The organism is Streptomyces sp. NPDC012888 (genome assembly GCF_042900645.1).
Taxonomy (GTDB): domain Bacteria; phylum Actinomycetota; class Actinomycetes; order Streptomycetales; family Streptomycetaceae; genus Streptomyces.
Genome location: NZ_JBIBBM010000012.1, coordinates 107,149 through 132,188, shown reverse-complemented (window position 1 = coordinate 132,188; position 25,040 = coordinate 107,149). Strand labels below are relative to the sequence as shown.

At 71.7% G+C, this 25,040-nt stretch carries 14 protein-coding genes and 1 pseudogene; 10 read left to right on the top strand and 5 right to left on the bottom strand.

What is annotated here, in order from left to right:
• The first annotated feature begins 14 nt into the window (after nt 1–14).
• Both ACFY61_RS21800 and ACFY61_RS21795 read left to right on the top strand, forming a co-directional pair.
• Nucleotides 15–4,019 (top strand): FG-GAP-like repeat-containing protein, encoded by a 4,005-nt coding sequence (locus ACFY61_RS21800; RefSeq protein WP_389474220.1) that lies wholly within the window; start codon nt 15–17, stop codon nt 4,017–4,019.
• Nucleotides 4,020–4,238: 219 nt separating this feature from the next.
• A complete protein-coding gene (locus ACFY61_RS21795) occupies nt 4,239–4,772 on the top strand; it encodes a cysteine hydrolase family protein (protein WP_389474218.1) in 534 nt (177 codons plus the stop codon).
• A 76-nt stretch (nt 4,773–4,848) separates the two neighbouring features.
• On the opposite strand, the gene ACFY61_RS21790 is transcribed toward ACFY61_RS21795, so the two are convergent.
• Nucleotides 4,849–5,283, bottom strand: coding sequence for a hypothetical protein (locus tag ACFY61_RS21790; RefSeq protein WP_389474216.1), 435 nt, complete (start codon nt 5,281–5,283; stop codon nt 4,849–4,851).
• A gap of 84 nt (nt 5,284–5,367) precedes the next feature.
• Here ACFY61_RS21790 and ACFY61_RS21785 point away from each other — a divergent pair, with 84 nt between their 5' ends.
• The 3 genes from ACFY61_RS21785 to ACFY61_RS21775 all read left to right on the top strand — a co-directional run bounded on the left by ACFY61_RS21785 (nt 5,368) and on the right by ACFY61_RS21775 (nt 13,866).
• A complete protein-coding gene (locus ACFY61_RS21785; RefSeq protein ID WP_389474365.1) occupies nt 5,368–6,093 on the top strand; it encodes a helix-turn-helix transcriptional regulator in 726 nt (241 codons plus the stop codon).
• 805 nt (nt 6,094–6,898) lie between these two features.
• The gene (locus ACFY61_RS21780) at nt 6,899–13,027 is read left to right on the top strand and encodes a DNRLRE domain-containing protein (RefSeq protein WP_389474363.1); all 6,129 of its coding nucleotides are present in this window, start codon (nt 6,899–6,901) and stop codon (nt 13,025–13,027) included.
• A 206-nt stretch (nt 13,028–13,233) separates the two neighbouring features.
• The gene (locus tag ACFY61_RS21775) at nt 13,234–13,866 is read left to right on the top strand and encodes a hypothetical protein (protein ID WP_389474214.1); all 633 of its coding nucleotides are present in this window, start codon (nt 13,234–13,236) and stop codon (nt 13,864–13,866) included.
• A 33-nt stretch (nt 13,867–13,899) separates the two neighbouring features.
• Here the strand turns inward: ACFY61_RS21775 and ACFY61_RS21770 are convergent, their stop codons facing one another.
• Nucleotides 13,900–14,811, bottom strand: a complete 912-nt coding sequence (locus ACFY61_RS21770) for a helix-turn-helix domain-containing protein (RefSeq protein ID WP_389474213.1) — start codon at nt 14,809–14,811, stop codon at nt 13,900–13,902.
• A gap of 289 nt (nt 14,812–15,100) precedes the next feature.
• Nucleotides 15,101–16,699, bottom strand: coding sequence for a serine/threonine-protein kinase (locus ACFY61_RS21765; protein WP_389474211.1), 1,599 nt, complete (start codon nt 16,697–16,699; stop codon nt 15,101–15,103).
• A 362-nt stretch (nt 16,700–17,061) separates the two neighbouring features.
• Here ACFY61_RS21765 and ACFY61_RS21760 point away from each other — a divergent pair.
• Both ACFY61_RS21760 and ACFY61_RS21755 read left to right on the top strand, forming a co-directional pair.
• Nucleotides 17,062–18,434 (top strand): annotated as a pseudogene (locus ACFY61_RS21760) (FAD-dependent oxidoreductase).
• A 217-nt stretch (nt 18,435–18,651) separates the two neighbouring features.
• On the top strand, nt 18,652–19,137 hold the full coding sequence (locus ACFY61_RS21755; RefSeq protein ID WP_389474210.1) for a MarR family winged helix-turn-helix transcriptional regulator: 486 nt from the start codon (nt 18,652–18,654) through the stop codon (nt 19,135–19,137).
• Between the two features lie 42 nt (nt 19,138–19,179).
• On the opposite strand, the gene ACFY61_RS21750 is transcribed toward ACFY61_RS21755, so the two are convergent.
• Both ACFY61_RS21750 and ACFY61_RS21745 read right to left on the bottom strand, forming a co-directional pair.
• Nucleotides 19,180–20,376 (bottom strand): PP2C family protein-serine/threonine phosphatase, encoded by a 1,197-nt coding sequence (locus ACFY61_RS21750; RefSeq protein ID WP_389474208.1) that lies wholly within the window; start codon nt 20,374–20,376, stop codon nt 19,180–19,182.
• A gap of 257 nt (nt 20,377–20,633) precedes the next feature.
• Nucleotides 20,634–21,809, bottom strand: a complete 1,176-nt coding sequence (locus ACFY61_RS21745) for a PP2C family protein-serine/threonine phosphatase (RefSeq protein WP_389474206.1) — start codon at nt 21,807–21,809, stop codon at nt 20,634–20,636.
• A 99-nt stretch (nt 21,810–21,908) separates the two neighbouring features.
• Here ACFY61_RS21745 and ACFY61_RS21740 point away from each other — a divergent pair, with 99 nt between their 5' ends.
• From ACFY61_RS21740 to ACFY61_RS21730, 3 genes are all read left to right on the top strand, one after another.
• A complete protein-coding gene (locus tag ACFY61_RS21740; RefSeq protein WP_389474204.1) occupies nt 21,909–22,409 on the top strand; it encodes a MarR family winged helix-turn-helix transcriptional regulator in 501 nt (166 codons plus the stop codon).
• Between the two features lie 616 nt (nt 22,410–23,025).
• Nucleotides 23,026–23,508 carry an anti-sigma regulatory factor gene (locus ACFY61_RS21735; RefSeq protein WP_389474203.1) on the top strand — a complete coding sequence of 161 codons (483 nt, stop codon included), beginning with the start codon at nt 23,026–23,028 and terminating at the stop codon, nt 23,506–23,508.
• A gap of 201 nt (nt 23,509–23,709) precedes the next feature.
• On the top strand, nt 23,710–25,032 hold the full coding sequence (locus tag ACFY61_RS21730) for a PP2C family protein-serine/threonine phosphatase (protein ID WP_389474201.1): 1,323 nt from the start codon (nt 23,710–23,712) through the stop codon (nt 25,030–25,032).
• Nucleotides 25,033–25,040: the final 8 nt, after the last annotated feature.

The window sequence follows — 25,040 nt, the reverse complement described above, 5'->3', positions numbered from 1 at the left end:
GCGTACTGGCGCCCGTGCCGACAGCGGCCGCCGCCACGGATCCCGTTGCCGAGGGCTCGATGAGCCCCGAGGACTTCGCGCTCGCCAAGGCGAAGGAGACCGGGCAGCCCTACGAGCTGGTCTCGGCCCGGACGGAAGCCTCGGACACCTGGGCGATGCCGACCGGAAAGTGGTCCGTCAAGCGCTACGGCACCCCGGTGCGGGTGCTGCGCGCCGGAGTCTGGGTGCCCACGGATCCGACGCTGGTGTTCGCGGCCGACGGCAAGGTCGTCTCCAAGGCCGCGACGGTGTCCGTCACGTTCTCCGGTGGCGGCACCGCCCCGTTGCTGACCGGTGTGAAGGACGGCCGCACGCTGTCCCTGTCATGGCCCAAGGCGCTGCCGAAGCCCACGCTCGCCGGCAACGTCGCGACGTACGCGAACGTCCTGCCGGACGTGGACCTCCAGGTGAAGGCCGAGGTCGAAGGGTTCTCGCAGCTGTTGGTCGTCAAGACCGCCGAAGCCGCGAAGAACCCCGAGCTCGCGGCCCTGAAGTTCCGGATCGGCACCGTCGGGCTGAACGTCACGACGGACGCCGCGACCGGAGCGATCACCGCGGTCAACCCCGCCGGTCAGAGGGTCTTCACCAGCCCTTCCCCGCTGATGTGGGACTCCACCACCACGGCAGCGTCGGCAGGGACGCAGACCGCGCCCTCCGCCATGACGCTGCAGTCCTCCGCCACGACCCTCACCACCGGGGAAGAGGCGCCCGCACCCGCCGACGCCTTCATCCCGCAGGTCGGCGCCCAGGACGCGCACATGCCGACGACGGTCGCGAACGGCACCCTGGAGATCAAGCCCGACCAGGCGCTGCTGACCGGAGCCCAGACCAGGTACCCGGTCTTCATCGACCCGTCATGGGCATGGGGCGAACGGCAGAACTGGACGCGGGTCTACAAGAAGTACCCGAACACCTCGTACTGGAACAGCAAGGACGACGTTCGCGTCGGCTACGAGACCGAGACCAACGGCCTCTCCCGCTCCTTCTTCCAGTTCGACACCTCCAACCTCAAGGGCGCCCAGGTCAACAAGTCGACGCTGCGGGTCCGCAACACCTGGTCCTGGTCGTGCCAGGACCGGCCGGTGCAGCTGTGGCACGTCGGCGGGATCTCCCCCAAGACCACCTGGAACAACCAGCCCGGCAAGATCGGCGGCTCGCCGCTGGCCACCGTCAACGACTCCAAGGGCTGGAGCAAGGACTGCGCCGCGGGGAACCTGGAGTTCGACACGACCGGGCTGGCCAGGCAGGCCGCCGCGGGCGGCTGGTCCAGCGTGACCGTCGGTCTCTACGCCGGCAACGAGTCGGACACCTTCGGCTGGAAGCGCTTCGACCCGAAGACCCTGACGGTCGAGACCGAGTACAACAACCCGCCCGCCACGCCGAGCGGACTCGGGACGAACCCGTCCACCTCCTGCACCGCGGGCGGTCTCGTCGGCAACGCGAGTGTCAGCCTGCACGCCGCCGTCGACGACGCGGACGGCGGCAACCTCCAGGCCGACTTCGAGCTCTACAAGACCGGCCAGAGCACCGCGACCGCGAAGCAGTCCGTCCCGGCGAACAAGGGCAGGGTGGCCACCTGGGCCGTCCCCGACGCCAGCCTCCCCGATGGCGACTACACGTGGCGGGTCCGGGCGAAGGACCAGGACAACGCCTACTCCGCCTGGTCGGCCACGTGCAAGTTCTCCGTCGACCGGGACCGCCCCGGCACTCCGCCGCTGATCAGCTCGACCCAGTTCCCGGACGGCAGGAGCGGCTGGCCGGCCGTCACCGGCAAGGCCCGCACGCCGGGCACCTTCACGCTCAGCGCCAACGGCGTGGCCGACGCCAAGGAGATCCTCTACTACACGGACTTCGACCCCGGCGCGCGCGCCGTCGCGCCCGGCACGAACGTGACCCTCACCCCGCCCGGCTTCGGACCCCACTACGTCTACGCCTACACGGTGGACAAGGCCGGCAACCGGTCCGACACCACCGCCTACCTGTTCTACGCGGCCCGCTCCGCAGAGCGGGACGGTCCGGGCGACCTGAACGGTGACGGCCACCGGGACATCTGGACGCTCGACAAGCAGGGCTCGCTGCTCACTTACGCGGGGCAGGGCAACGGCAAGTTCTCCGCCGCCACCAACGGCGGGCAGAGCTTCCAGGGCGCCCACATCGCACCGGGCGGCGACTGGGGCCAGGACGGCTACAACGACCTCCTCGTCCTCAAGTACGACGACGTCGAGAAGAAGAAGAGGCTCTGGGTCCACCCCAACAACGGCAGCGGCACCGTGTCCGGCCCGCAAGCCGAACTGAACGTCTCCTGCCCCGCCGTCAACGAGGAGACGGGCTGCCTCGGCGACGAGACGTGGACCGGCGACGACCACTGGTTCAACGCGGAACAGGTCATCTCGGCCGGCGACCTCAACGGTGACAATCACCCCGACGTCCTGGTCAAGCAGGGCAAGTTCCTCTGGGCCTACTACGGCAACCGCGCCGCCCCCGACCTCGACCTCGGCAACACCCGCGCCCCGGTGCTCGTCGGGGGTGGCGACTGGGACAGGTTCACCGTCATCGCCCCGGGCGACCTGAACGGTGACGGGATCGCCGACCTGTGGCTGCGCGACAACGCGAGCGGCGACATCCTGCGCTCGTACGGCAGCAAGGCCCCCAACGGCTACCTCGACCCGACGACCTGGGGCAACACGGCCGCCCGCGTCAAGATCGGAACCGGCGTCGGGGCCGCCACGTACCCGACCGTCGGGTCCGTCGGCGACGTCACCGGCGACGGCATCGCCGACCTGTGGGCCCGCAAGACCGACAACACCGTGACCGGCTGGCCGGGCAAGACGCCCGCAGCCGACAACGTCTCCTTCGCCGCCTCCTTCCCCATCGACGGCATCGGCGGCGCCCGGATCACCGCCGGCACCACGCTCGCCTCCGGCCAGGAGTTCAACAGCGGCAACGCCAAGCTCGTGATGCAGAGCGACGGCAACCTCGTGCTGCAGACGAGGACGGGCAAGCCGATCTGGGCGACCAACACCAACGGCAACCCCGGCGCCATCGCCCGCATGCAGAGCGACGGCAACCTCGTCGTCTACAAGGCCGACGGCACCACCAAGCTGTGGAGCAGCAACACCAACACGCCCTACTCCTACGCCGTACTCAACCCCCGCGGCGTACTCGTCATCCACAACGCCTCCGGCCAGGGCCTGTGGACCAGCGGCTCGCAAAGTCGCCCGGACTACAACGGCGACGGCTTCACCGACGTCCTCGCCATCGACCCCCACGGCGACATGTGGGTCTACCCCGGCACCGGCGGCACCGGCACGAGCACCCTCGGCAGCCGCTACCTCGTCGGCATCGGCTGGTGGCCGGAGCACTGGACCCACGCCTACACCGCCGACCTCGACAACGACGGCTACTCGGACGTCATCGGACGGACCAAGGAAGGCGACCTCTGGCTCTACCCCGGCAACGGCGGAAGCGGCACCTACTCCTTCGGAGCCCCGGTCATGATCGGCGTCGGCTGGAACTTCCACGCCCTGGGCTTCGGTGACATCAACGGCGACGGCCGGACCGACGTCGCCGCCCGGGACACCAACGGCGACCTGTGGATGTACCCCCACATCGGCGGGACCGGCACCGGCACGCTCGGACCCCGCGCCTTCCTCGGCAACGGCTTCTGGCCCGACGGCTGGACCACGCTGCGGTTCGCGGACCTCAACGGCGACTACAAGACCGACATCCTGGGCCGCACCAACGGCGGCGAACTGTACGTCTTCCCCAACACCACCAAGGACGGCGTGGTCAGCTTCGGCGCCCGCTACTTCACCGGCAACGGCTGGTGGCCGGGCGAGTGGAACCCCTACGCCACCGACCTCAACAGCGACGGTTCCCCCGAACAGGTGGGCGTCACGCGCAACGGTGAGCTCTTCGACTTCCTGAACGAGCGCACCCTCGTCGGCACCGGCTGGCAGTCCTTCAACGTCATCCTCTGACCGGACGGGCCCGGCAAGGGGCGGGGTGCCGCACGAGCGGTACCCCGCCCCCTTGCCGTTACGTGCGGACGGGCCCGCACGCGGCCGGGCCCCGGGGGCACCGACGCTGCCGCCGCACGGCGCCAGAGGCACCCCTCCGCGCGGTAGCGCTGCGCCGGAAGGTTGAAGCCCCGGCCGGGCCACCCGCGAGAACACGGCGACGCCCCGAGATTCGAAGGCATGGACAACACGGCCGTGGTGGTCATCGACATGCTCAACCCCTACCAGCACCAGGACGCACACCTCCTGGTCCCCTCCGTCCGGGCCGCCCTGTCCGGCGTCGTGGACGTGCTCGCCGCGGCCCGGGCCGCCGACGTGCCGGTCGTCTACGTGAACGACAACTTCGGCCAGTGGCGCTCGCACCACGGCCAGATCATCGACGCCGCGCTGGCGGGTGAGCACCCCGAGCTGGTGGAGCCCGTCCTCCCGGACGAGGACTCCCTCTTCGTCGTCAAGGCCCGCCACTCCGTCTTCTACGAGACCCCGCTCGCCTATCTGCTCAGCACCATGGACATCTCCCGGCTGGTGCTGGTGGGCCAGGTCACCGAGCAGTGCGTGCTCTACTCCGCCCTGGACGCCCACATCCGCCACCTCGACGTCGTCGTCCCCACGCAAGCCGTCGCCCACATCCATGCCGACCTCGCCGACGCCGCCCTGCGCATGATGGAGCTCAACATGGGCGCCCGGCTGACCAGCGACCCCCTGCGTTTCTGACCCCCCCGGGGCCCGACGACCGGCGGGTGGTGCCGCGGTACACCACCCGCCGGAGGTCAGGGGGCTCCGGACGCGTTCACGGCCGGTCGCCCTCGGTGCGGTATCGCTGCGCGAGCCGTGCGAGGGCGACCGCGCCGAGGAGGAGTCCGAAGTCGCGCAGCGCGACGTCGTAGTGGCCGGGGACGGTGAGCAGGTTGACGATGATCCCCGCAAGCCATCCGGCCACCAGCCAGCCCCCGAAGCGAGGGGCCAGCGCGACGGCCACGCCGGCCAGGATCTCGACGACGCCCACGGCGTACATGGCCGCCTGGGCGCTGCCGGGCAGGATGCCGTCGATCCACGGCGCGAGGTAGGCGGACCAGTCCGTGAGGAGGTTGGCGAACTTGTCCAGGCCGAACAGGATCGGCGCCACGGTGAATCCGGTACGGAGGATGACGAACGCCTGGTAGCCCGGGTCGGCGAGCGCCGGCCGCTCGGCGCCCGGAGGGGTGCGTGTCGTTGGCGAGGCCATGACCCTCTCCCTTCTAAAAGCAAGGTTCATTTCTCATAGAAGCTCGGTCCGGCTCTATAGTCAAGAGCTGTGGGTTTTACACTGGTGTGCGTGGACACACCGAAGGAAGTACGCGGTCCCGACGTCTCCGACATCTCTGACGTCTCCGACGTCTCCGCCATCGCCGCCCTCGACGAGCCGACCCGCAGGAGGCTGTACGACCACGTGGTGCGCCAGCCGGGCGCCGTCAGCCGTGACGAGGCGGCCGCGGCGCTCGGGCTGGCCCGGAAGACCGCCGCGTTCCACCTCGACCGGCTGGCCGGAGAATCCCTGCTCGACGTCGTCTACGAGCGCCGCAGCGGACGCTCCGGACCGGGCGCCGGAAGGCCGGCGAAGCTCTACCGCCGCTCGGCGAGGCAGGTCGCCGTCCACCTGCCGGAACGCCACTACGAGCTGGCCGGACGGCTACTCGCCCGAGCCGTGGAGGAATCCGACGCGACGGGTGAACCGGTGCGCCAGGTGCTGCACCGCGAGGCCGAGGCCCTCGGCGCGCGACTGGGCGAACGGAACGAGACGAACCTCTTCACCCTGCTGGAGCGGTACGGCTACGAGCCACGCCGCGAGGACGCCGGCATCGTCCTGGCCAACTGTCCCTTCCACACACTGGCCCGGGAACACACCCGGACCGTGTGCGGCATGAACCTCCACCTGCTCCGCGGAGTCCTCAGCGGTCTCGACGCGACAGGCCTCCAGGCATCCCTGGCACCCAGCCCAGGCCACTGCTGCGTCCGCCTGGAGCCGCACGCCGCATCGAACCCGCCGGACGCCTGACCGCTCCGCCCCGGTCCTACCCACGAGTGGTAGTCGCCGGGCAGGGCCGAACCGATGGCCCGCTTGGCCGGACGCTACCGGAACACCGGCCGCCGCAACGGGAGTCCCGTCCGGTTCCGCTTCCGGGACCCCCGACCGCCGGGGGCCGGACCTCGGCCGACGCGTCGGCCCCGTCCACGCGCAGAGCGGCAGGGCCGCCTCTTCCGGCCCGGACCTCGCCATCACTCCCGGCACGTGCCACGAGAACGGCAGGAAACCGAACCCGGTCGACCTCCTCCGGCGTCGTCCGGCGTGGGCCTGATCTGCGGGCTCGCCCTGGGCGGCCCGCGGTGGCGCGCGGTCCCAACGGGACGTCGCCGCGCGCCGTGTGATACTTACTCACCCGGCGCGCGGACACGCGCACGCCGACCCGCTCTGAGCAAAACTTGAGCTTTCCCCCGGCCCTTCATAACGATCGGATCTCATCAATCCGCCTCCGTTTGGCGCCCCGGGCCCCTGTCGGCGAGCCATGATCACTGCCGGTGAGAACCCGCGGATGCAAACGTCCGATATGGCTCTTGATCAACGGATCGACCGCATGCGGAGGGTGGCGTATCCGGCCGCACGACCGTCGCCGTCGGGCCCTCCCCAACCCCGGCCGGTGATGTGAGGATGCGCGAGCTGCGAGACAAACGATCTCGCAGGCCAGGAAGGCACTCACATGAACCGTCGTACAGGGGACCGGGCGGGGCGCGTGGCCCCGCTGATATCCCTTGCGCATGGGCGAGTCGGACCCCGCCGGGGCCGCACTCTGCCGCGCGTGGCCATGGCGATGGCCACCCTCATGGCACTGGAGGCCGCGGTGGTCGTCGCGACCACCGGTCAGGCCGTGGCGCTGCCCCAGGGGAAGACCCCGGCCGCACCCCAGAAGCCCGTCAGGTACGCCAACTCCGCCAAGGACCTGGCCTCCGCGCAGGTCGCCGCCCGCCTGTCGGGCCACCGGGTCGAGGCGCTCTCCGAGCGCACCGAGAACGCGTCCACCTTCGCCAACCCCGACGGCAGCACGACCGTCGAGGCCGCCAGCGGCCCCATCCGCTTCCAGGACGCCTCCGGCACCTGGCAGCCCATCGACGTGGACCTCGTCCCGTCCGCCGGCGGCGGGCTGCGCGCCAAGTCGCACCCGCTCGACCTCAAGCTGGCCGGCCGCACGCCCACCGACAAGGCGGCCAAGATCAAGGCGGCCGGCGCCCCCGGTGCCGGGAAGACGCCGTCCACCCCCCTGGTCTCGCTCGCCGAGGACGGCAAGCAGCTGACCATCGGGTGGCGCGGCGCGCTGCCCGAACCGAAGATCGAAGGCACCTCAGCCCGCTACGTCGACGCGCTCACCCGCACCGACCTGATCGTCGAGTCGACCCGTACCGGCTTCGAGCAGTACCTGGAGCTCAAGGACCGCAGCGCCATCGCGGCCAACGGCTCGGTCACCCTCACGCTGACCGCCAAGGGCGTCAAGGCCCAGGTCAACGACGACCGTTCGGTCACCTTCCTCGACACCCGGACGGGCAAGCAGGTCGGCGTCCTGCCGGCGCCCGTCATGTGGGACGCCGACGTCGACCCGAAGTCCGGCGACCACAAGAACATCGCCGACGTGGGCCTGAAGGTCACGCAGAACGGCGACGAGATCGACCTGACGCTCACTCCGGACGCGAAGTTCCTGGCTGACCCCAAGACGAAGTTCCCGGTCACCATCGACCCGGCCGTCAGCATCGGCGTCGGCTTCGACACCTTCGTCCAGCAGGGCTACACGACGGACGTGTCGGCGCAGACCGAACTGAAGCTCGGCAACAACGGCTCCGGCCAGATCGCCCGCTCCTTCCTCAGCTTCCCCATGGCGAAGATGACGGGCAAGCAGATCCTCGACGCCAAGCTGAACCTGTGGAACCACCACTCCTGGTCCTGCACGGCCAAGGGCTGGGAGGTCTGGGACACCGGCTCGGCGTCCACCTCCACCCGCTGGACCAGCCAGCCGAGCTGGGGCAAGAAGTGGGCGTCCAGCACGTCCACCAAGGGCTTCTCGTCCTCCTGCAACGACGGCTGGGTGAGCCAGGGCATCACCTCGCTCGCCGCCGCCTGGGCCGCCAACGGCAACAGCAACAACACCCTCGGCATCCGGGCCACCGACGAGTCCGACCCGTACGGCTGGAAGCGCTTCAACTCCGGCAACGCGGCCTCGAACACCCCCTACCTGTCCGTCACGTACAACACCAAGCCCGGCGTGGCGTCCCCGGTGTCACCGCTGACCGGCACCTCGACCAGCGACACCACGCCCACCCTGACGGGCAAGGCCACCGACGCCGACGGCAACACCGTCCGGCTCACCTACGAGATCTGGACGCCGACCGGCACCACGGCCCTGCAGAGCGGAACCTCCGCGTTCGTCGCCTCGGGCGCCAACGCCCCCTGGACGCCGACCACCGCCCTGGCCCCCGGCCAGTACAAGTGGCGCGCCTCCGTCTACGACGGCTCGGCGTACAACGGCAACTGGTCGGCCTGGCAGACCTTCACGGTCGACACCACCGCCCCGGCCGCGTCGACCATCTCCTCGACGCACTTCCCGGCGGGCCAGTGGTCCGGAACCCCCGACGGCAACGGCAACTTCACCGGCGACTTCACCTTCACCCCGCCCTCCGGCGACGTGAAGGACATCCAGTACTCGCTCGACGGCGGTAGCTGGACCACGGTCGCCACCACCACGGCCGTCACCCGCTCGCTGACCTTCGGCGCCGGCGATCACACCCTCAAGGCGCGCACCCGCGACGCCGCCGGCAACACCTCGGCCGAGACCGCCTACACCTTCTCCGCCGGTGGCGGCGCCGCGCTGCTCACCCCGGGCGAGGGCGAGCGCCCGGCCCGCCGCGTGGGCCTGTCCGCCCAGGGCAAGGACAACCACACCGGCGTCGTCTACCAGTACCGCCGCGGCGAGACGGACACCTGGAAGGACGTCCCCGTGGCGGACGTCCGCAAGGCGTCCGACGGCTCCACCGTCCCCGGCTGGCCGGCCTCCGCCCCCGCGGGCAACCCGATCGGCCTCACCTGGAACATCACCGACACCCTCGCCGCCGACGGCGCGATCGACGTGCGGGCCGGCTTCACCAGCGGCTCGGGGTACACCTACTCCCCGCACCACACGATCACCGTCGACCGCATCGCCGGTGACGCACCGCTGACCTCCGTCGGACCGGGCACGCTCAACCAGCTGACCGGTGACTTCTCCCTCACCGAGACCGACGCCTCCGCGTTCGACATGTCGGTGACGCGTTCCGCCTCCTCCCGCCGCCCCGGCGCGGGCGCGGCGCAGGACGGCCAGGCCCCGATCTTCGGCAAGGAGTGGACCTCCGGCACCGTCGCCGAACTGACCGAGACCCGGTGGTCCTACGTCAAGAAGACCTCCGCCACCTCCGTCGCGATCGTCGACAACACCGGTGAGGAGGTCGGCTTCACCGCCACCTCCGGCAACGGCTGGAAGCCCGAACCGGGCTCCGAGGAACTGCTCCTCACCGGCTCCCTGACCGGCTCGTTCACCCTGAAGGAGAACGACGGCGCCACCGTCACCTTCGCCAAGGCCGACGCGGCCGGCCTCAACTGGCCGATGACCGGCGCCACCAAGGGCGGCCTGGAGCACGCCACCACCACGGTCGTCTCCGAAGCCGTGACGGTCGACGGCAAGAAGCTGGCCCGTCCCAAGCGGATCATCGCACCCACCTCCGCGGTCTCCGCGCAGACCTGCACCACGGCACCCGCCACCAAGGGCTGCCGCGCCCTGGAGTTCGTCTACGCGGACACCACCACCGCCACCGGCTACTCCACCGGCGCCGACTTCGGCGACTTCGCCGGACAGGTCAAGGAGATCCGTCTGTGGTCCACCTGGGGCGGCGCCGCCGGCGCCACCTCCCAGGCCATCGCGACGTACCGCTACGACGCGGGCGGCAAGCTGCGCCAGGCGTGGAACCCCCACCTGAACCAGGGCATGCAGACCCAGTACTCGTACGACTCCGCGGGCCGCGTCACGTGGTACCACGCACAGTCCGAGATCCCCTGGGACTTCACCTACGGCAAGGCGGGCAACGCCGCCACCGCCGGTGACGGCATGCTGCTGAAGGCCACCCGCAAGGGCCTCAAGCAGGGCACGGCCGACGTCGAGGAGGGCACCGCCTCCACCAGCGTCGTCTACGACGTACCGCTGACCGGAACCACCGCCCCCTACAAGATGGGTGCCGCGGACGTGAAGGCGTGGGGCCAGACCGACGCCCCGACCGACGCCACCGCCGTCTTCCCGGCGGACTCCGTCCCGGCCGGCCACGCCGGTTCGGCCCTCACCGCGGCGGACTACAAGCGCGCCCGGATCACGTACACCAACGCCTCCGGCCGCGAGGTCAACGCCGCCGAGCCCGGCGGTCACGTCTCCGCCACGGAGTACGACCACCACGGCAACGCCGTCCGCGAGCTGACCGCGGACAACCGTGCCCTGGCACTGGGCGTCACGGACGCCGACAAGGCCCAGCTGGCCGACCTCGGCATCAACGGACTGGCCACCGCCGACCGCGCGGAGCTGCTCTCCAACCGGTCGATCTTCGACGCCAAGGGCACCCGCGAGCTCCAGGAGCTCGGCCCGCTGCACCGCATCTCGCTGGCCGAGGACCTGAAGTCGGGCAGCACCACCGTGGCGACCGCCGGTGCCTCCGTCGTCGCCCGCGGCTGGACCGTCAACGAGTACGACGCGGGCCGTCCGACCGACGGCACCGCGACCATCGAGGACCAGGTCACCAAGGCCACCAAGGGCGCCCAGCTGCTCGTGCACCCGACGCTGCACGCCGACGCGCGGGCCACGCAGACGGTCTACGACTGGGTCAAGGGCCTGTCCACCAAGACGATCCAGGACCCGTCCGGTCTGGCGATCACCAGCTCGACCGAGACCGACGCGCAGGGCCGGGTCACCAAGTCGATCCGTCCCGGCTCCAACGGTTCCGACGCGGCCACCTTCGTGACCAGGTACTGGTCCGCCACCGGCACCGGTGAGTGCGCCGGCCGCCCGGAGTGGGCCGACCTGCCGTGCTACAGCGGCCCGGCGACCGCCACCACCGGCGGCGGCACCAACCCCGCCGAGCTGCCCGGCCGTACGGTCGAGTACAACTGGTGGGGTGAGATCTCCAAGGTCTCCGAGACCGCCAACGGCGTGACCCGCACCACCCTCACCGAGTTCGACAACGCCGGTCGCCCCACCTCGGTGAAGACCACCGGCGGCGTCGGCGCGGCGGTACCCGACCGTGCCTTCGAGTACGACCCGCACACCGGCAACGTGGTCAAGACCACCTCGCCGACCGGCGGCACCATCACCCAGCAGTACGACAAGCTCGGCCGGCTCATCTCGTACACGGACGCCGACGGTGGCACCACCACCTTCGCGTACGACCTGCTGAACCGCCCGGTCAAGGCCACCGACTCCGCGCCGTCGACCGTGACGTACGCCTACGATCACGACGCCGAGCCGCGCGGCCTCGTCACCAGCACCACCGACTCGGTCGCCGGCACCTTCTCCACCACCTACGACGCCGACGGCGGCGTGGCCACGGAGAAGCTCCCCGGCGGCTACACCCTGAAGGTCCGCGAGGACTCCACCGGCGCCGGCCTGGAGCGGGTCTACACCCGCGACAGCGACGGTCAGATGGTGTACTCCGACATCGTGAGCCGGTCGGCGCACGGCCAGGCGCTCACCCACTCCGGCTGGTCCGCCCAGGACTACTCCTACGACCGTGCCGGACGACTGACCCGCGTCAACGACACCGTCGGCGACGTGTGCACGACCCGCTCGTACACCTTCGACAAGCGCAGCAACCGCACCGGACTGACCACGGCGGAAGGTGCCGCCGGCACCGACTGCCCGACCACCGGCGGCACCGCCAAGACGTACGGGTACGACACCGGCGACCGTCTGGTCGACGCCGGCTACGCCTACGACGCCTTCGGCCGCACCACCGCGCTGCCCGGCAGCACCCTCGACTACTTCGCCAACGACCTGGTGCAGCGTCAGACCTCGGGCGCCAACCGCCAGACGTGGACCCTCGACGCCGCCCACCGCTTCCGCAGCTGGACGGTCGAGACCCAGATCGACGGCGTGTGGACGCAGGAGCAGCACAAGCGCAACCACTACGACGGACAGAGCGACAACCCGCGCTGGATCGTCGAGGACGTGGCCACCGGCGCGCTGACCCGCAACGTCGAATCGGCGAGCGGGCAGCTCGCCGCCACCACCGGCGCCCAGGGCGGCGTCGTCCTCCAGCTGACCAACATCCACGGCGACGTCGCCCTCCAGCTCCCGCTGGACCCGGCCGACGCCCCGCAGGTGCTGGACAGCGACGAGTACGGAGTCGCCCGCGACGGCCGGCCCTCGACCCGCTACGGCTGGCTCGGCGGCAACCAGCGCTCCAGCGAGACCCTCACCGGTCTGACCCTGATGGGCCAGCGCGTCTACAACCCGACCACGGGCAGGTTCCTGTCCGTCGACCCGGTCCCGGCCGGATCGCCGAACTACTACGGCTACCCGGCCGACCCCATCACCATGGTGGACCTCGACGGCCGCGGCTGGAGCAAGGTCTGGTCGTACTACCTGCGTGACTCCCAGGCCAAGAAGCTGGCCAAGGCGCTCAAGGGCGGCGGCAACGTCGCCAAGATCCTCGGCCGGTTCGTCGGCTACATCCCGAGCCCCGTGGGCAAGGCCCTCGGAGTGGCGCTCCAGGCGCTGGGCTGGGGTGCCAAGACGCTCGGCAAGGTCATCGACGCCGCGCGCAAGGCACCGGGCTGGGGCGTGGCCATCCGGTTCGGCATCTGGAAGGGCAAGAAGTGGGGCATCCCGTACTGGGTCCCGCTGATCACCGTCCACCCGTCCCGGGGCAACCGCTGAGGCCGCTCCCGTGGCCGGCACCGCCCTCCTGCCGGACTGACTGACAGCCCGGCGTGACGGCACCTCCCCGGGCCGGCCGACACCCTCGGCCGGCCCGGGTCCAGGCGCCCGCACGGTCCCTTCCGGGGCCGTGCGGGCGCCCGGCCGTTTCCCTCCGCGTGCCCTCCGCCGCATCCTTGTCGCACGACCACCTGAGAAGGACCCCCATGAGCCACCCCTCCCCGCTCCCCGGCGAAGCCCTCCCGGACCGGCGCCACCTGGCCGGACTGCTCGAAGCCGAACGGACCCTCGCCTTCCAGCGCATCACCCCGGCCTGGGCCCACTTCCTGACCGCCGTCGCCGCCGCGGCCGGGATCTGGCTGCCCGCCGAGGGCGCCGCCCGGGCCGTCGCCGTGGCCGCGGTACTGCTGCCCGGCCTCCACCTGCTGCTGCGTGCCAAGGCACTGACCGAGACGGTCATCGTCTTCCGCGACGACGAAGACGGCGACGGCGCCGGCTCCGGCTCCGGCTCCGGAAGCGCGGTGACGCCGGCCGGCAAGAGCCGCGACGACGAGGCCGAACCCGAGGTGGACGACGCCACCATCGGCCGGATCGCCGGCCGCGCCGTCGTCGTCACGGGGGCCCTCGTCTGTGTCGTCCTCGCCCTGGCCATCGCCCTGCTGCCGCTCACCTGGCTCCGCGTCGCCCTGCCGGGCCTGTGCCTGTGGTTCCTCTACGACCTCTACCGCTCCCACCGCAGGCGCGCCGAGGCGCGCGTGGTCGTCGCCCGGGCCGCGACCGAACCGTGGTACCCCGCCTACCGCCGCCTGATCGAGGAACGCCGGGCGTCCCTGAAATGACACACGGTGGGCGTGCGCGGCCGGACGCGCCCCTCATGGGCGCTGTGCGCCCCCGTGCCCGGAGACGGCCGCCCGGAACTCGGTGGGGGTCGTCCCGTACGCTTCGCGGAACATCCGGCTGAACGTGGTGGCACTGGAGAAGCCCCAGCGGGCGGCGATCGCCTGGACGGGACGACCGCTCGCCTCCGGCCGCGCGAGTTCCGCACGCGCCCGTTCCAGTCGGCCCCGGCGGATGTAGGCCGCCACGCTGACGGGGTGGTCGCTGAAGAGGGAGTACAGCGAGCGGAGCGACATGTGGTGCCGGTCCGCGACGGCCCGGGGCGTCAGGTCCGGGTCGCCCAGGTTGTTGTCGATGAAGCGGGTGACCCGGTGGAACATCTCCTGGGCGCGTGCTTCGGCCGGAGCGGCGTCGGGGGCGCCGAGCTGCCGCGCCAGACAGGCGGTCGCCAGGTCGAGTGCGACGGACCCCATGCCGGCGAGTTCCGCGGGCCGGCAGCTCGCGCCCTGGGCGAGCAGGGTCCGCAGGAAACCGCCGAGGATGGCACCCGTTCCCCTGTCACCGCGGATGCGCTGCCCGAGGATGCCCCGGACCTCGTCGTGCCGCAGCGCCAGCGTCGCGTGGGGGATCTGCAGAATGCCCACGGCGGACGGCCCGTGGACGCTCGCCCCTTCGCTCGGGAGCGACGTGTCCGTCAGGACCAGGTCCCCCGCGGCGAGCGACTGGCGGCCCCGCTGGGCGATCCAGAAGGCGCCCCGTGTGACCAGCGCCAACTGGAACTGCTCGGGATCACCCCTGCGGACATGGGCCGACGTGCGGCGCGAGAGCAACGGGGAGAACGTGAGCGCCGACAGCCGCGCGGAACCCAGATCCATGTCGGTGACCTCCGCGTCGAAGTCGGAGGCCTGACCGGCGTCCAGGCTCACGGGCATGAGGTGCTTCGACACCGTCTCGCGGAACCACTCGAACCTCCCGTGAGAAGCCGAACCCTCTTCTCCCGGACCCACCGGACCCACCGGCCCAACCGGACCCACCGGACCCATGCCTCCGTCCCGCCGCGCGGCTTCGGTCATCCGCCACCCCCGGCAGCTTCCCGGCTCGGGTGCGGGACGTCCGCACGGGCCGGCGCGGCCGGCACCGTGGCCGGACGACCGGGTCGACGGAACGCGCATCGCTGCTGCCGGCATCGACCTGTCCGTTGATCCGCTGCCGTTCCCCTGGCGGTCCGCCTCACCGTCAGAGCCTGCGGATCTCGAAGCCGGACCTGGCCTGGTCCAGCAGCTCGTCGGCGGTCTTGCCGGCCGACTTGCCGTCCGGGACGCTGACCGCCAGGGTCAGCCGTTCCTGCCGGGAGGTGACCACGATGAGGAACTTGTGCAGCCGGCGGGGCGCACCCGCGGTGTTCTCGTTGTAGGTCTCGGTGTAGAGCGCGGCGTCGCGGCCCTGGTGGGTGGTGGACTCCACCGTGACGACGGCGCGCGATCCGCCCGTGGGCGGGGTGGCGGCCTCGCGCTCCTGCTTCCACCGGTCGGCGATCGCGCGGGCGGTCTCGGTGGTCTTCTCCTGACGGTCCACGACGAGCCACTGGTCGCCCTTGGGCGTGGTGTAGCGAGTGGCGCGGTAGTCGCCCTTCTCCTTGTCCAGCTTGTCCTCGACGGTGATGGACCAGTCGGCCGGTGCGGCGACGGTCACGTGCATGCGGTACTCGTCGTACTCCTTCCAGCCGTCCGGCAGCCCGTCCCGGGTGAACACGAGGACGAGGGCGGCGATCACGGCGACGGCGAGCGCCGCGGCCGCCGCGATGCCGTACGGGCCGCGGAGGCGGCGCGCCCAGGTCGCCGCGGCCGGTTCGGGGGCCTCCCCGCCGGCGGTCACGGTCGGCGGGTGGCCGGGCCGGTCCTCGCCGGCGGCGGGATTGGCCACCGTGTGCAGCAACTGCTGTGCGACTCCCGCGGTGAGCCGGGTCTCCGGCTCCTTGCGGAGCAGGCCGCTGATCGGACCGGCCAGGTCACCGGCGTTCTGCGGTGCGGGGATCTCGGCGAGCAGGACCGCCTGCAGGGTGGAGGCCGTGGTCTGCCTGCGGAAGGGCGAGACGCCTTCGACGCTCTGGTAGAGCATCACCCCGAGGGACCACAGGTCGGATTCCGGGCCCGGGCGGCGGCCGAGGACGCGTTCCGGGGCGAGGTACTCGGGTGATCCGATGAAGGAGCCGGTGTCGGTGAGTCTCTCCTCGCCCTCCACCTGGGCGATGCCGAAATCGGTGAGGACGACCCGGTCGTGACGGCCCACCATGACGTTGCCCGGCTTGACGTCCCGGTGCAACACCCCCGCCTCGTGGGCGGCGGTGAGCGCGCCCAGGACGGCGAGACCGATCCGTGCGGCTTCGTGCGGGGCGAGCGTGCCTTCGTCCAGGACCTCGGCCAGGGACCTCCCGCGCAGCAGCTCCATCACGATCCAGGGGCGGCCGTCCTCGGTGACCACGTCGTGGATGGTCACCACCGACGGGTGGTCGATCCGGGCGGCCGCACGTGCTTCCCGCTCCATCCGCAGGTAGGCGGTGCGGCGTTCGGACTCCGAGAAGTGCTCCGGCACCCGTGGTTCCTTGACGGCCACGTCGCGGTCCACGACCTCGTCCCTGGCCCGCCACACCGTACCCATCCCGCCGGCACCGAGCCGCTCGAGCAACCGGTAGCGGCCGCCGATGCGGCGCCCGGCGTCAGGTGCGGATGCCGGTGCCGGTGCCGGTGCCGGAACCCGTGCCGGGGCCGGCCGCGGTGCCGGTGGCCGGAGCGCGTAGCTCGTCGGCTCGTCCTGTGTTCCCCCGTTGTTGGTCATGTGCTCATCATGCACCGCGACTTGGTACGTCTTGAGCCATCCGGACGTCTGCTTCCGGTCACGACGGCCTGCACTTCGGCAGCGGCGAGCGCCTGCTCCGCGCGGCTGAGTCCGCCGCGCAGGCAGGTGACCAGGGTGCGGAGCCGGGCCGGGTGCGGCGGCAGCGCGGACACGGCGCTCAGCTCCCGTACTGCTCGCGCCGCTGCGGGCGGGGGCTGGGGAGGGTCTGCCCGTTCACCGCTGCCTCCCCAGCACATGTTCGATTTGCTGCGCGAGTCCGACGCGTGCGGCCGGCCGCTATTTCGAACTGAAGATCGTTTGGCAGTAGGCTCAGTCCGCAACGCGACGCGAAGGGGAGGTCTGTGGCGCGGGTTGCGGTGATCGGCGGGGGAATCAGCGGGCTGGGGACGGCGCTCGTGCTCGGCCGCCGGGGCCATACGGTCACGTTGTTCGAGCAAGCCGCACGGCAGGCCGGAGACGACCTGGACCGGGACTTCTTCCACTGGGACAGGCCCCGAGTCCCCCAGGCCGACCACCCCCACTCGTTCCTCGCGCCCGTCCGCACCGTGCTGCGCGCCGAGACCCCGATGTCTACACGGACCTGCTGGCACGCGGAGCCCGGGCGTACCACGACTTCGACTGGTTCGACGAGCACCCGCCGCACCGGGCCGGCGATGAGGACCTGATAACCCTGCGCACCCGCCGCATCGTGTTGGAGGCCGCCCTGACCGCGGTCTTGCTGCGGGAACCCACCGTCGAAGTGCGGCACGCCTGCCGGGTGCGTGCCCTCACGTTCGAGGAAGGCCGCCCTGCACGTGTCACCGGCGTACGGGTGGGTGCGGAAACGCACCAGGCGGACCTCGTCGTCGACGCGGCCGGCCGCCGCTCGCCGGTCCCCTCCTGGCTGACGACGGCCGGCTGCCGCCCGCCCGTGATCGACAGCCACCGCACCGGCATCGCCTATCTGTGCCGCTGGTACCGGCTGCGCGCCGACGGTCCACGGGATCCCGGACGGGTGAAGACCGGCTCGGCCGCACCCTTCGCTCTCGCCGGCGTCTTCCCTTCGGACAACGACACCTTCGTGGTGCACCTGGTGATCTCCACGAGTGACCCGACCCGAGGCGCGCTCACCGATCCCGCCGTGTTCGAGGCCGCCGCCCGCCTCTTCCCCGCCACCGCCGCCCGGCTCGACCTGGCCCCCGAACCACGGACAGCCGTCCTGGCGATGGCCGGCCTGGACAACCGCTGGACCGCCCTCGTCGACGATGACGGACCCATCGTCACCGGCCTGGTCAACGCCGGGGACAGCCTCATCCACACCAACCCCACCTCGGGCCACGGCGCTGCCCTCGGCCTGCGCGCCGCCCAGCACCTCGCCGCCCATGCCGACCGGATCGCCGCGGACCCCGTCGCCTACCACTCCTGGACCGCAGAGGCCCTCCGCCCGTTGTTCGACGCGCAGGTGACGGCCGACCGCGCCCACGAGCAACGCCTCGGGAAGAGCTCAGGGCCCTCCGATCGACGGGTTGCCGCCCTGGCGGCCTGTGCCTTCGACGATCCCGTCGTCATGCGAGCCCGTGCCCGGGTGCGCCATCTCCTGCAACCGGCCGAGGACGCCTACGGCACCGACGAAGTGAACCGGGCCGTCACCGACTGGCTGGCCGACCACCCGGACTTCTCGCCGACGGACGACGGCCCGACTCGCGACCAGTGGGACGCACTCGTCCAGGGCTGAGCGCCTGCTACGGGCGCGTGACAGAGGTCCGCCGGGTGCCCTGACGCGGCCGTCGGCGACGAGCCGCCGACGCGGCGCGAGCCGCGCCGCGGCTGCCGGCCGGCACTGTCGTGGGTTGCTCTCGCCACGAAAACCCGGTGCGATTGAACTGTGCGAGCGGGAGGTCCACGCCGCAGGATCGTCAAAGGGCATGTGGGACTCTACGAGGAGTGACGGTGTGGTGAAGCGTGCGGAGGCGCCTGATGATCCTCTCCTCGACTTCGCCCGCCTGCTCACGGAAGCCGCCGAGACCCTGGTGACGACGCTGGCCGACGCCACCCGGCACGCTCCCCCTCCGAGGTTGTCCGCCCTGCAGTGGCAGGCCCTGCGGGTCGTGCGCCGTTCTCCGGGCCTCAACCTCACCCGTCTGGCGGACGAGGTCGGGGCAGCCGCCCCGGCGGCCAGCCGGCTGTGTGACCGGCTGGAGGCGGCGGGCCTCCTGCGCCGGGAGCAGCAGCCCGTGAACCGTCGCGAGATCGGCCTCTTCCTGACCAAACACGGCCACGAAGCCGTGGAGGCGCTGGCCGACCAGCGCGCGCGGGTGATCCACGACATCCTCGCCCACATGGACCCGGACGAGCGCGCGCAGCTCCTCGCCGGACTGCGGGCCTTCGCCCGTGCGGCAGGCGGCCCGGCCGAAGGCACCGGCCCCGTCCCGTCGTGAGCGCCCCCGGCCCGCCTCACCGCTTCCCCCGACGCCGGGAGGCTACCGCCCAGTAGGCGCCGGCCGCCCGTGCCAGTCCAGACACACGACCGCGGCATCCGCCGGAAGCTCGCCGCCGTGGTGTTGTACCAGCCCGTCCACCAGGGCCCGCGCCGCCTCGAGGGCGGACGCCCGGCGCGTGGCGGCGATGGTCTCCCGCAGCGCTCGTTCCCCGAAGGCGCTGCCGTCGGGGGAGGGGGAGCCGTGAACGCCACTGCTGACCATGACCAGCCGGTCACCGCTCCGCACGTCGAACCGCTGACGCTGGTAGACGGTCTCCTCGAACATGCCCAGCGGGAGCTGGGCGTCCAGGGTGATGCGTTCCGCCATGCCGTCGCGCAGCCGGAACACCTGGGGCGATCCCGCGTCCACCGCCTGCACCTGGCCGGTCGCGAGGTCGAACCGCAGCAGCAGGCTCGGTGCCGATCGCGCGCCGCCGTACTCCCCGTAGACGGCCTGGTCGGCGAGGTGGGCCTGGTCCTCCAGCGGGACCCCGGCGCGACGTGCGTTGCGCAGCGCGTTCACGGTGAGGCTCGTCAGCAGGGCCGCGCTGATGCCGTGGCCCTGCCCGTCGGTCACCGTGACCGTCAGCGAATCCTCGGTGGTGCTCCAGTCGAAGTTGTCCCCGCCGATGTCGTAGGCGGGCTCCAGATGAGCGCCCAGCGTGTACTCCTCCCTGGAGAGCCCGCGACCCGGCAGCAGCTGCCACTGCATCTCCGCGGCCAGGGTCAGCCGCTGGCGGCGACGGGCCAGCAGGTACAGGTCCGTGTCACGCTCGGCGACGAGCAACTCGTGACCCAGCGCCGTGGCGAAGGCGGCCAGCTCCAGCACCTCCGGCGCCTCCTTGGCCGGCTCGGGCATCCGGACGGACAACACGCCCAGCCGATCGCCACGCACGGTGATCGGCAGATGGGCGATGACCACCCCCGCCTCGGGTGTCATCTCCAGCACCGACGTCTGGACGGAGAAGGCCCGCCCGGCCGGCGCGCCGCCGCGCACCGGCACTTCGGCGGCCGTGTGCGGCGGGTGGGTCACCGACTGCAGGACGGAGAGGCCGTAGTCCGCCAGCAGCAACGTCACCTCCTGCGCCTGGACGTAGGCGACGAGCAGGGACCGCGCCGTCGACAGCAACGCGGTGGACGGAGCGGCCCGCAGGGCGCTCTCCGCATCACCCAGCCAGCCTCCAGGGGACACGCTCATGCCCACTCTCCCTCGTGCTCCGCCCGGGAAGGCGCTGCCTCCCCCTCGCCCGGCCGCGCCCCGGGTCCCCCGTGCCGGAAGTCCACGGCCCCGGTGTGCCTGGGTCTCCGGCGTGCGGCCTCGCCTGTGCACCTACCCCATTGTCACGTCCTTCACCGCGGGGGCGGCGCGTCCGACGTGCGCGGTACGCCGGACGGCCGCGCGCGTCCGCGCCCACGGCCCCTCCACGGCCCCCTGCGCCCGGTGCGTCCGGTGGTTCACCCGGCCGGCGGACGGCCGTGCCAGTCGAGGCAGACCACCATCGCGTCGTCATCGGCGTCGATGGGCCCGCGATGACCGGACAGTTCCTGCAGGACGGCGCGCGGTACCTGCGAAGGCGGGAGCAGACGGGTGTTGGCCATCGCGCGGACCAGGGCGCGCTCGCTGTAGCGCTCGCCCGCGGGGGACGCCACGTCGTAGACGCCGTCGCTGACGAACAGCAGCCGGTCCCCGGCCTCCACCTGGAAGCGCTGGACGGTGTACACGGTGTCCTCGAACATGCCGAGCGGGAGCTGGGCCTCGAGTTCGATCGGCTCGGCCTTGCCGTGCCTCAGGCGCCACATCTTCGGCGAGCCGGCGTCGATGATCTCCGTCTCCCCGGTGGCCAGGTCGAAGCGCAGGTGCAGCACGGAGAGGTGCACGGCGCCCTGGTAGTGGCCGTAGACGGCCTGGTCGGCGAGGCACACCTGGTCCGTGAGGGAGAGGCCGGCACGGCGGGCGTTGCGCAGGGCGTTGATGGCCAGGTTGGTGAGGAGGGCGGCCTCGATGCCCTCGCCCATGCCGTTGGTGACGGTGAGGGTGAGGTGGTCCGCGGAGGTCGACCAGTCGAAGTTGTCGCCGTAGATCGCGTAGGCGGGTTCGAGCTGGGCCCCGAGGTCGTACTCGGGGCGGGAGCAGGAGCGGCCCGGCAGCAGCTGCCACTGCATCTCGGCGGCGAGGGTGAGGCGGTCGGCGCGGCGGGCCTGCAGATAGAGGTCGGTGTCCCGCTCGGCGACCACGATCCCGTAGCCCAGGACCTCCGCCACGTCGGCGAGTTCGCCGGCGGTCGCCTCGTCGAGGGCGTCGGCGCGGAGCCGGACGCTGAGGACGCCGAGGCGGTCCCCCCGCACGCTGATCGGAAGGTGCGCGGTGGCCGACCCCGTGCGCTTGTCGGTCTCGACGTAGGGTTCCTGAGCACCGAACGCCCGGCCGGGCGCACTGGTGTGGACGGGAACCGGCTCGGCAGTATAGGGCAACGCGCTGACCGGTTGCAGTATGGTCATCGCGTAGTCGGCCATGAGCAGGTCGACGGATTCGGCGGCGTAGTGAGCGGCGAGCGCTCCCTGCACCGCTTCGAGGAGGGCGTGGGGCGCGGCCCTGCGCAGGGCGCGTTCCACGGCCGTGAATCTCTCCACCGTTCGGGTACCACCTGTTCGGAACTCGGGAAAAGGAGCGGATGGTCTCTCATGCCTCAGCGACTGACAGGGCCTTTGCGAAGTGTCACAGTTGGGGACATGCATTCCAGAACTTCCCCGGGCGGCGATCGGGATGCTGCCGCGCAGTCGACTCGCGAGATCATCGAGCTGCTCGAGGTGCTCTGGAGCCGCGGCAGGGACGCGACCCCGACGGCACCGGCGTCGTCGTCCCAGCTCCGGGTGCTCTACGCGCTGGACCGCAACGAGGGGATCAACCTGCGCACCCTCGGCGAGGTGCTCAGCTCGGCCCCGTCGTCGGTGAGCCGCATGTGTGACCGCCTGCACGCGCTGGGGTTCATCAGGCGTTCCCCGAGTTCGTCCAGTCGCCGGGAACTCGAGCTGCGCCTGACGAGCAGGGGGGAAAGCTACCTCAGGGACCTCAGGGCCCGTCGCGAACGAGCGCTGCTCGAGACCATCAGCAACATGACGGTCGAGGACCGGGCCGCACTCGCAAGGGGTCTGGCCGGCCTCTGCCGAGCTGTCGAGGACACCAGTCCCAAGAGCGGAGAACGGGGCGGCAGCGCTGTGGAAACGGCCTGACCCGGTCTCCGGTCAGGCGAGTCGACCGGTTCACAGTACTCCTGGTGTTCTGGCTGCCGGGCTGTCCCGCAGGGTTGGCGCACTCTGCGCCCAGCCAGAGTCTTTCCTGACACCCACGTTTGTCAAACGGCAAATGTTGTCTGCCTGCAAGGTTAGTGGATTCACGCCTTGACTCACCCACCGCGCCCCACCGCGCCGCACCGCGCCCCACCGCGCCAGGGTGAAGCGGCAGCTGGTGGTCGCGCGTCGATCACGCTGCGCGCGCCCGTGGAGCGCGCCCTCCACCCCGCCGGCCGGGCCGTGTTGAGACCCCCGGGGGCGACTGACGGCCTTTCCCGGGCCGCGATCCCTCGGCTAACATTTGTCGCGCAACAACAATTGCGAAGGCGGACGCATGAACACCACGGAGCCCGAGCCACGGCTTCGAGTCAGTGGCGCCCTGCGAGAACGCGGCGACGCGGTGGCCGACCGCCGGGTGCGGCCGCAGTCGGAACGAGCCGTCCTCTGGTCGAACCGGGCCTGCGACTCCCGGGGGTCGAGACCACCCTGAACGCGCAACAGGGCATGACCGCACCTGGCCGGCAGCAAACCCCTCACCCCCAAAAGGGGGCCGCAGATGTCGTTCTCCGATGATTCCCGTCCCTCACGCCTCATCTCCCCGCCCACACCGCCGACGGACCCGCCGGACACCCACGACGACAGCGCGACGCACGAGATCAGGGCCGAGGAGGACCTGCTCACCGCACGCCACGCCGTCCGGGAGGCCACACTGCGCATCGGCTTCGGGCTGGTGGACCAGACGCGCATCGTGACCACCGCCAGCGAACTCGCCCGCAACGCCTACGTCCACGGCGGCGGAGGTGCCCTCACCGTCGAGCTCGTCCAGCGGGCGGGACGGCTGGGACTGAAGCTCCGCGTCACCGACCAGGGCCCCGGCATCGCCGACCTCGAAGCCGCCTTCGAAGACGGCTTCACCACGGGCGCCGGCCTGGGTCACGGGCTGGGCGGTGCACGCCGGCTGATGGACGAGTTCCACGTCCACACCGCTCCGGGCGAGGGAACGACCGTCACCGCCCTGCGCTGGAAGACCCGGCCGTGAACGCCGCCGCGGCACGGGGGTCCCGGCATCGCCGACATCGGCCCCAGCCTCACCGACGGCATAGACCACGCCGGACCCAGGCCCCCCGACCGCGCTGTCCGGCCTCCCGCCCACGCTCCTCGCGGCCCGCCCGGCCCACACCCGCCGCCGGAACCGCGACGACGCCACCGTCCTGGCCCTCGGCCACCACCTGGACCACAGATGACCAGTGACACCCTCCGCACACCGGCCGCCCTGCGCCGCACCGCACGCCGCATCGCACTCGCCCACCGGCTGGCCCCCGACGACAGAGCCCGTCTGGTGCTGTCCGTGGGCCAGGTCGCCGACCCCGTCCTCGCCGCCGGACACCCCGTCACCCTGACCTCCCGGCACGAGGCGTCCCCGCACGGCAACGGCTCCCTGACGCTCACCCTGCGCCTGCCCACCCGCGACGCCGTCACCACCCCGGCCACAGCACGACTCCCGCTCCCCGGCCGGCAGACCACGGACGGGGCCGTGTACTGGCACCTCGCCACCCCGCCCGCCCCGCCCGCCCCCGCACCCCACCACGGCCCTCTGCCCCCACCCCACGGCAGACCCGCGAGAACCGCGCCCGAGGACGCCACCGACCTCGCCCTGGCCGAAGAAGAACTGCGCGCGGTACTCGCCAAAGCCGACAACCTCACCGCCGAACACCGCAAGCTCAAGCACGAACTGGCCGAAACCAACAGCGGCGTCCTGGCCCTCTACGTACAACTCGACGAGCGGGACGAAGAGCAGCGCCGCTCCCACGGCCGGACCCTGCGCGCCCTCGAAGACGCCCTGCGCCCCAAGCCCCTGGACGTCGAAGGCCTCGAACTCGCCGTCCACTACGCCCCCGCAAGCACCGACGACCCGACCGGCGGCGACCTCTACGACTGGTTCGTACTCCCCGACGGCACCGTCCACATCACCATCGTGGACGCCCTCGGCCACGGCATCGCCAGCACCCGGACCGCGCTGAACGTCACCCACACCGTGCGGACCCTGGCGCTCGAAGGACACCCCCTCGACACCATCGTGGCGCGCACGGACCAGATCCTCGCCCCGCTGGACCACAGCGTCATGGCCACGGTCCTGCTGACCCGGTTCGACCCCGCGACGGGCGAGGTCCACCTCGCGAACGGAAGCCACCCTCCGGCGCTCCTCGTACGAGCCGACGGCACCGCCACCTACCTCATGGCGCGCGGCCGCGGAATCGGCTTCCCGCTCCCCGGCAGCGACAGCGTCGTCACGGCGGCCCTCGCACGCGACGACCTGATCGTCCTCTACACCGACGGCCTCACCGAAAGCCGCAGGGACCCCTTCGAGGGGGAGAGGCGCCTCCTCCTGGCCGCCGGCCGCCACCGGGGCCGCCCCACAGCGGAGATCCCCGCCGCCATCGCCGGCGAGGTGCTCACCGACGTCCTCCACAAGGACGACACCCTCGCCATCGCGGTCCGTTTCCCCGCCCGGCCGCCAGGGCGACGACCGGAACCGGGCGGTCCTTCCCCGCTGACGCCCTGAGGAACGAG

Coding starts and splice junctions, on each gene's coding strand:
- ACFY61_RS21740 (WP_389474204.1), top strand. CDS start 21,909: ATGCATTCCAGAACTTCCCCGGGCGGCGATCGGGATGCTGCCGCGCAG.
- ACFY61_RS21735 (WP_389474203.1), top strand. CDS start 23,026: ATGTCGTTCTCCGATGATTCCCGTCCCTCACGCCTCATCTCCCCGCCC.
- ACFY61_RS21790 (WP_389474216.1), bottom strand. CDS start 5,283: ATGGCCTCGCCAACGACACGCACCCCTCCGGGCGCCGAGCGGCCGGCG.
- ACFY61_RS21780 (WP_389474363.1), top strand. CDS start 6,899: ATGGCGATGGCCACCCTCATGGCACTGGAGGCCGCGGTGGTCGTCGCG.
- ACFY61_RS21795 (WP_389474218.1), top strand. CDS start 4,239: ATGGACAACACGGCCGTGGTGGTCATCGACATGCTCAACCCCTACCAG.
- ACFY61_RS21730 (WP_389474201.1), top strand. CDS start 23,710: ATGACCAGTGACACCCTCCGCACACCGGCCGCCCTGCGCCGCACCGCA.
- ACFY61_RS21750 (WP_389474208.1), bottom strand. CDS start 20,376: ATGAGCGTGTCCCCTGGAGGCTGGCTGGGTGATGCGGAGAGCGCCCTG.
- ACFY61_RS21765 (WP_389474211.1), bottom strand. CDS start 16,699: ATGACCAACAACGGGGGAACACAGGACGAGCCGACGAGCTACGCGCTC.
- ACFY61_RS21775 (WP_389474214.1), top strand. CDS start 13,234: ATGAGCCACCCCTCCCCGCTCCCCGGCGAAGCCCTCCCGGACCGGCGC.